This window comes from Streptomyces sp. NPDC002018 (assembly GCF_042890865.1).
Classification (GTDB): Bacteria; Actinomycetota; Actinomycetes; order Streptomycetales; family Streptomycetaceae; genus Streptomyces.
In genome coordinates this window covers 1-6,751 of sequence record NZ_JBIASO010000047.1, presented here as the reverse complement: position 1 = coordinate 6,751, position 6,751 = coordinate 1, and the positions used below count along the sequence as shown (strand labels likewise).

6 protein-coding genes are annotated in these 6,751 nt (G+C 70.6%); 2 read left to right on the top strand and 4 right to left on the bottom strand.

What is annotated here, in order from left to right; all coding sequences use genetic code 11:
* Positions 1–90 precede the first annotated feature (90 nt).
* The 4 genes from ACFYYH_RS34315 to ACFYYH_RS34300 all read right to left on the bottom strand — a co-directional run bounded on the left by ACFYYH_RS34315 (position 91) and on the right by ACFYYH_RS34300 (position 4,375).
* Positions 91–1,698: a GMC family oxidoreductase gene (locus ACFYYH_RS34315; RefSeq protein WP_388559803.1), complete on the bottom strand. Its 1,608-nt coding sequence runs from the start codon at positions 1,696–1,698 to the stop codon at positions 91–93.
* 174 nt (positions 1,699–1,872) lie between these two features.
* On the bottom strand, positions 1,873–2,631 hold the full coding sequence (locus ACFYYH_RS34310) for an SDR family NAD(P)-dependent oxidoreductase (RefSeq protein WP_388559800.1): 759 nt from the start codon (positions 2,629–2,631) through the stop codon (positions 1,873–1,875).
* A 126-nt stretch (positions 2,632–2,757) separates the two neighbouring features.
* Entirely contained in the window at positions 2,758–3,720 is a 963-nt protein-coding gene (locus ACFYYH_RS34305) for an alpha/beta hydrolase (RefSeq protein WP_388559797.1), read from the bottom strand.
* Positions 3,721–4,057: 337 nt separating this feature from the next.
* Positions 4,058–4,375: a putative quinol monooxygenase gene (locus tag ACFYYH_RS34300; RefSeq protein ID WP_388559806.1), complete on the bottom strand. Its 318-nt coding sequence runs from the start codon at positions 4,373–4,375 to the stop codon at positions 4,058–4,060.
* 197 nt (positions 4,376–4,572) lie between these two features.
* Here ACFYYH_RS34300 and ACFYYH_RS34295 point away from each other — a divergent pair, with 197 nt between their 5' ends.
* A complete protein-coding gene (locus tag ACFYYH_RS34295) occupies positions 4,573–5,478 on the top strand; it encodes an AraC family transcriptional regulator N-terminal domain-containing protein (RefSeq protein WP_388559794.1) in 906 nt (301 codons plus the stop codon).
* Positions 5,479–5,753: 275 nt separating this feature from the next.
* Entirely contained in the window at positions 5,754–6,662 is a 909-nt protein-coding gene (locus ACFYYH_RS34290) for an aminoglycoside phosphotransferase family protein (RefSeq protein WP_388559791.1), read from the top strand.
* Positions 6,663–6,751: the final 89 nt, after the last annotated feature.

Sequence of the window (6,751 nt, the reverse complement as noted above, 5' to 3'; positions counted from 1 at the left end):
GCTCCCACTCAGCATCGCTCAGATCACCCCGCCCCATGCCCACACCAACGACCCGCACACGAAGCAGTCACATGATCGACCGGACAAGTCCTAGCCGGGGTGGGCCCGGGGCGATGGCGGGGCCGTCGGCCCGGACCCGGCGGTGATGAGGGCGGCGGCCCGTTCCGCGATGCCGTAGACGGCCGGCATGGTGTTGGCCGCGGGAATGGACGGCATGACGGAGGCGTCGGCGACCCGGAGACCGGTCGTCCCGTGTACGCGGAGCCGGGGGTCGACGACGGCCATGGCGTCCGTGCCGATACGGCAGGTGCCCACGGCATGCCAGTAGGGGCAGTAACTGTTCCTGATGTAGTCCCGGAGATCACCGTCGTCGGTGATCTCGGGGCCGGGGTGGACCTCTCGCAGCCGCCACGGGTCCAGTGCCCGTGCCGCGCCGATCTCCCGCGCGATCCGCAGGAGGGTGAGCATCCTGTCGAGATCGCGTGGATCGCTGAAATAGCGCGGCTCGACGAGTGGGGCGGAGTCCGGTGCCGGATCCGTGAGCCCGACCGTGCCCCGGCTCTTCGGGGTCATCACGGAGAAGGCGATCGTGTAGCCGTTCTCGGGCTCGAAGTACGGCGGGAGCCGGCGGGCGTCGCTGAAGAAGATGAATTGCAGAGTCGGCCGCCGCCGACCGCCCGGATCCGTGGGGTCCGTGTACTCGGGGTCGCGGATGACGCCGCTCGCCTCGGCGTGGTTGTTCTCCCCTGGCGGGACCGGCTGTGCCGCCTCGTAGGCGATACCGGTGAGGGGATGGTCATGAAGGTTCGCGCCGACGCCCGGGAGATCGAGAACCGGATCGACACCGACGCCCCGGAGCTGGGACGCGGGGCCGATTCCGGAGCGCAGGAGCAGCTGTGCGCTGCCGACCGTGCCTGCCGTGAGGATGACCTCCGCAGTGCACAGAGCGGTGCGGACGGCGTGACGTCCGCCCTCGGTTCCGTATCCGGTCCCGTACTCGATTCCGGTGCACCGGCCGTCCCTGACGAGCACCCGGTGCACCAGGGCATCGGTCACGACGGTGAGGTTCTCCCGGCCCCGGACCCCGGGCGTGAGATACGCCTCGGCGGCGGTGACGCGTCGGCCCCGCGCGATGGTCAAGTCGTGCGGGCCGAGCCCCTCTTCGAGCCCGCTGCTGGGATCGGCGGCCTGGGGCAGGCCCACTTCGCGGGCCGCGTCGAGAAGCGCTGCGGTGACGGGGTTGCCGTCGGTGGCGGCCCCTACGGTGAGGGGGCCGTCGCATCCCCGGTCGGCGGCGTCCCGGCCGATGGCGTTCTCGGACCGTTTGAAGAAGGGAAGGAGGTCGTCGAACCCCCATCCCGGAGCGCCTTCGTCGGGCCAGGCGTCATAGCCGCTCCGGTGACCGCGGACGAACACCATGCCGTTGATGTCGGTCGAGCCGCCCAGCCCCCGTCCACGCGAGAGCAGGGTGGACCGCTTGGTCACCTCGTCGAACACCAGGTCGCCGCAGTCGGCGGGGCCCCCGATCAGACTCGTCCACAGGCGCGGAACGGCCGACGCCTCCGGCACCGCTCCGGGTCCCGCCTCGACCAGCAGCACGCGTGCCGCGGACTCCTCCGACAGCCGCGCGGCCAGTACGCACCCGGCTGTTCCGCCTCCGACGACGATGTATTCGTATGCGCGCTCTGCCTGTCGCACGACTGGATCCCTCGATTTCCGCGATTCCCGACCGATCGGTCCCCGAGGCCCCACCGCAGAGATTCCAGCGTAGGTCGGCTCATGGCCCGCCGCACACGCTGGCGCCGCCTCGGAGCGTCCGGTACGCGCCCAGGATCCCCGTGGGGCGTCTCAGCATCCGTCCGGGCAACGGGACTACAAGTTGTAGCCGCCCGATACCTCGATGTTCTGGGCGGTGACCCAGCCGCTCTCCTCGGAGAGCAGAGTGGCGATCATCGCGCCGATGTCGTCCGGTTCCCCGACCCGGCCCAGAGCGGTCCTCGCCGCGAGGGCGGGAATGACCTCGGGAAACCGGTCGAAGGCGTCGTCGCCGATCCGGGTGCGGGTCGAGCCCGGGGAAACGGCGTTGACGCGGATGCCCCGCTCGCTGAACTCCTTGGCCATATAGCGGGTCAGCACGTTCAGGCCGCCCTTCATCGACGCGTAGGCCGAGTAGCCGGGCTCCAGGCCGGACGCCGCCGCCGAGTTGCTGCTCGTGTTGACGACGGCCCCGCCGTTCTCCATCAGCGGCAGCAGCCTCTGTGTCAGGAAGTACGGCCCCTTGAGCAGAACCCGCATCAGCCTGTCGAACGTGTCCTCGGTCGTGTCCGCGAGCAACGACGTATGGGCGAAGCCGGCGTTGTTGACCAGGTAGTCGAATGTGCCGCGCTGCCAGGTGTCGCGCAGCACGTCGGCCACGGACTCGCGGAAGGCGGGGAAGGTGCCGCTCTCACCGACGTCCAGCGGCAGTGCGACGGCCGTGCCGCCTTCCTTCTCGATGGCGGCGGCCGTTTCCAGTCCTCCCCGCCGGTTGCTGCTGTAGGTCAGGATGACCCCGGTTCCGCGCCTGGCGGTCTGAATCGCCGCGCTCCGCCCGATACCGGAGCTGGCGCCCGTGACGACAGCGATCTTCATGCTGTTCCTCCTGCTTGCGGTAGAGCGTCCGCCGGCGCCCGGCGCGGGCACCGACAGGACGGTTGTCCTAGGGTCTTTCGCGGGGAATCGCGTTGTGTGGCTGGGGAGTTGTGCCGGGGCCCTGGACTACGGCGCCGGCGTCAGGACGCGGGTGAGCCAGTCGTTGCGGGTCCGGCGTGCGTCGGCCGAGATCCGCGCCCGCGGGTACAGCGCGTCGAATCCATGGAACCCGCCCGCCCAGACATGCAGTTCCGCCTGGCCACCCGCCTCCCAGATCCGGGTGGCGTAGGCGACGTCCTCGTCGCGGAAGACCTCGGCCGAGCCGGCGTCGATGTAGGTGGTCGGCAGGCCCGAGAGATCGTCGGCCACCGCGGGCGAGACATAGCCGGGCACCTGCTCGTCGGCGAGGCCGCCGAGCACGGATCGCCATCCGAACTCGTTCATCTCGCGGGTCCAGACGCCGGGCGTGCCGGAGTACTGCCGGCTGGAGGCGGTGATGTTGCGGTGGTCGAGCATGGGGCAGATCAGCATCTGGGCGGCGATCGCCGGAGTGCCGCGGTCGCGTGCCATCAGGGTCACGCCCGCGGTGAGGCCGCCGCCGGCGCTGGCGCCCGCGACGACGATACGGGCGGGATCGATGCCCAGGTCGTCGGCGTGCTCGGAGATCCAGAGCAGACCCCGGTAGCAGTCCTCCACCAGGGCCGTACCGGTGGCCTCCGGCGCCAGCCGGTAGTCGACGGAGATGACGACGGCGCCGAAGAGGTCGAGCCACTCCAACGGGATGTCGATCTGCGAGAAGCGGTCCCCCATGATCATCCCGCCACCGTGCATCCAGTAGACGCACGGAGCCCCGGTGGAGCGCTCGGTCCCGGCGGGGCTGAAGACCGACAGCGGAATCAGCGTGCCGTCCGGGCCGGGCACGGTGACCTCGCGTCGGTCGACCGAGCGGCCTTCGAGGAGGGGCTCGACCGGCGTCGACGGGAGGAGGCGCAGCTGTGTGAGCACTTCGGGGCTGAGCTGGGTCATGAGCGGCATGTCGGCGAGCAGCGCACGCAGTTCGGGGTCCAGTTCGGGGCGTGCCAGGGTCATGGCGGCCACCTTTCGTCGGGTTGTGCCGGGTGGATCGGGGAAGGCGAGGGCCGGTCGGCAGGCGGTGGCGCCGGTCGACCGTGCCCGCCAGGTGTACGGGGATACGAGGGCTGCGGAGCGTCAGAGGTACGGGCCCGGAGCTGCGGGACCGTCAGGCCTGTGGAGCCGTGGGGCCCACGGGGGAGCGGGGCCCACGGGGGAGTGGGGCGTGCCGGGCCGTGGGCGCGTGGGCCGTCGCCCGGACCGAGCATCGGGGGCCGGGGGCCGGGGGCCGGGAGCCGGGGGCCGGAGGCCCGAGGCCGGGGGCCGGGCACGGACCGGCGGTCGGGTAGCGGTCTCAGAAGGCGGCCTTGCCGCGGACCGGTACGTAGTCGGTGTACGCGGACTCCTTGGCCAGCATTCCCTCGATCCGCGACACGATGCTCTGAGCGGCCTCACCGGCGAAGATCCGGTGGTGGTCCTCCTCGCTGGTCCAGCCCTCGGTGATATGGACCACGTCGGGGTCGGACGCCGAACGGCAGACGAGGTAGACGACGCAGTACTCACTCGCGCCGGGAGTGCCCTCGTCCAGGCCGGTCAGCAGCAGGTCGACCAGCCGATCACCCAGGCCCGGCCTGGCGGTCAGGGTGGCGTTGAATCCGTAGTTGGCGATCATGACTACCTTCTTCTGCGGGCGACGGTGCATGGATGTGCGGTCCTGGAGCGAAAGCGAGCCCTTCGGCTTGCCCCTGGATTCCAGTGATTCCATTCAACCGGCGTGACCTGCGGAAACGGTAGAACGATGCTCGCGGGGACTTGCACGATCCTCTCGCGTCCAGGAGTGGACGAGCGGCTGTGTGCTGCAATGGGGTCATGTACCTCGACGAGCTCCGCACCTTGCTGGCCCGGCACGCGCGGCCCGACTGGACCACCGCCATCGACGGCGTCCTCATCTCGAAGGTCGAACGGTCCGATCCGCCGGCGCCGTCGATGTCCGGCACGGTGCTGGCGGTCATCGCGCAGGGCGCCAAACGCCTCGCGTTGGGCAACCGGGTGTTCGAGTATCACGCCGGGCAGTACCTCGTCGCCTCGGTCGACCTGCCGGTCACCGGGCAGTTCACCGAGGCGAGTCCGGAGTACCCGGCCATGGGGTTCGGGCTCACGCTGGAACCGTCCGCCGTCGCCGAACTGCTGTTGCAGGCCGGGCCGGGAGACGCCCCCCGCGCGGGCGGGAGCGCGGTGCCGGGCATCGCCGTCAGCGACGCTCCGGATCCACTGCTCGACGCCGTGGTCCGGCTACTGCGCCTGCTCGACGAGCCCCGCGACCGGGCGGTGCTCGCGCCGCTGGTCAAACGCGAGATCCTGTGGCGGCTGATCACCGGCGAGCAGGGCGGCATCGTGCACCAGCTCGGCCTTGCCGACAGCAGCCTCAGCCATGTCGCGCGGGCGGTGCGCTGGATCCGCGAGCACTACGCGCAGCCGTTCAGGGTGGAGGATGTGGCGCAGCTCTCCGGCATGAGCGTTTCCGCCTTCTACCGCAACTTCCAGGCGGTGACGGCGATGAGCCCCATCCAGTTCCAGAAACAGATCCGGCTCCAGCAGGCACGGCTGCTGCTGGCCACCCACCCCAACGATGTCACCGGCGTCGGTCACCGCGTCGGCTATGACAGCCCGTCGCAGTTCAGCCGGGAGTACCGCCGCCAGTTCGGCGCACCGCCCAGCCAGGACGCCACCGGCCTGCGGCACGCCGTGCCCGCCACCGCGGGTGTCCTCCCCTGACCTGACGCGGTATCAGCGCCGAGGTACTGGAGGGGTTCTTCGTGCTCGTGGGAGACGACGTCGTTCGCGACGGCGCCCATCGTGGCGTCCAGGTCCTTCGCCGCGGTGGCATCGGACCACCGCTGGTGGAGCCGTCGTACCTGCTCCCCGGCGTCCGAGGAGGGAGCGGTGTTCGTCCGCGACGACCCACCGGCCGCCCTCGACCGGGTGCGTGGGTGCCCGGTCAGGGCGATAATCCGTTGCCCCGCACTCTCGCCGGAGGTGATGATCGTGGGATGGTTCCGATCCCCTCCGACGGTCGCGCGGGCATTGACGCGGCCCTGGTGAAACGTCTGATCGCGGCGCAGTTCCCGCACTGGAGCGACCTGCCGGTCACCCCGGTGGAGGTCGACGGCTGGGACAACAGGACCTATCGCCTCGGTGACGACATGACGGCCCGGCTGCCCACCGCCGCGGGCTATGTCCCCGCGGTCGACAAGGAGAACCACTGGCTGCCCCGGCTGGCACCGTCACTGCCCGTCGCCGTTCCGCCGATCCTGGCCAAGGGGGCGCCGGGGGAGGGATACGCCTTCCCGTGGTCCGTACGCGGCTGGCTGGAGGGTGAGACAGCAGACCCGGCGCGTATCGAGGACATGTCGCGGTTCGCGGTCTCGGTGGCCGAGTTCCTCCTCGCCCTCCAGGACTGTGAGACCGCCGGCGGCCCGGTCGCGGGAGAGCACAGCTTCTACCGGGGCGCGTCTCCGGCCCATTACGACGAGGAGACCCGCCGCTGTCTGGCCGCGCTCCAGGGGCGTGTCGACACCCCCCGGGCCGCCGCCGTCTGGGACGCTGCCCTCGCCGCCGAGTGGGGTGGGACACCCGTGTGGTTCCACGGCGACCTCGCCTCCGGCAATCTGCTGGTCGCGGAGGGGAAACTGACGGCCGTCATCGACTTCGGCACGTCGGGCGTCGGCGATCCGGCCTGCGATCTGGTGATCGCGTGGGGGATGTTCTCCGGCGACAGCAGGAAGGCGTTCCGGCACGCGGTCGGCCAGGACGACGGCACCTGGGCACGCGCCCGGGGCTGGGCGCTCTGGAAAGCCCTGCTGGTCCTCTCCGAGTGCGCGGACACGGACCGGGAACGCGCCGCCCTCAACCAGCATGTGATCAGCGAAGTCCTGGCCGACCACGACAGCTTCGCCTAGTAGGGCTTGGTCATGTGCCTTCCGTGATGGCGTGTCTTCTTGATCGGTCGTGTCGTTGATCGGGTGTGCTGGGTGAGGAGTTGGCTGCG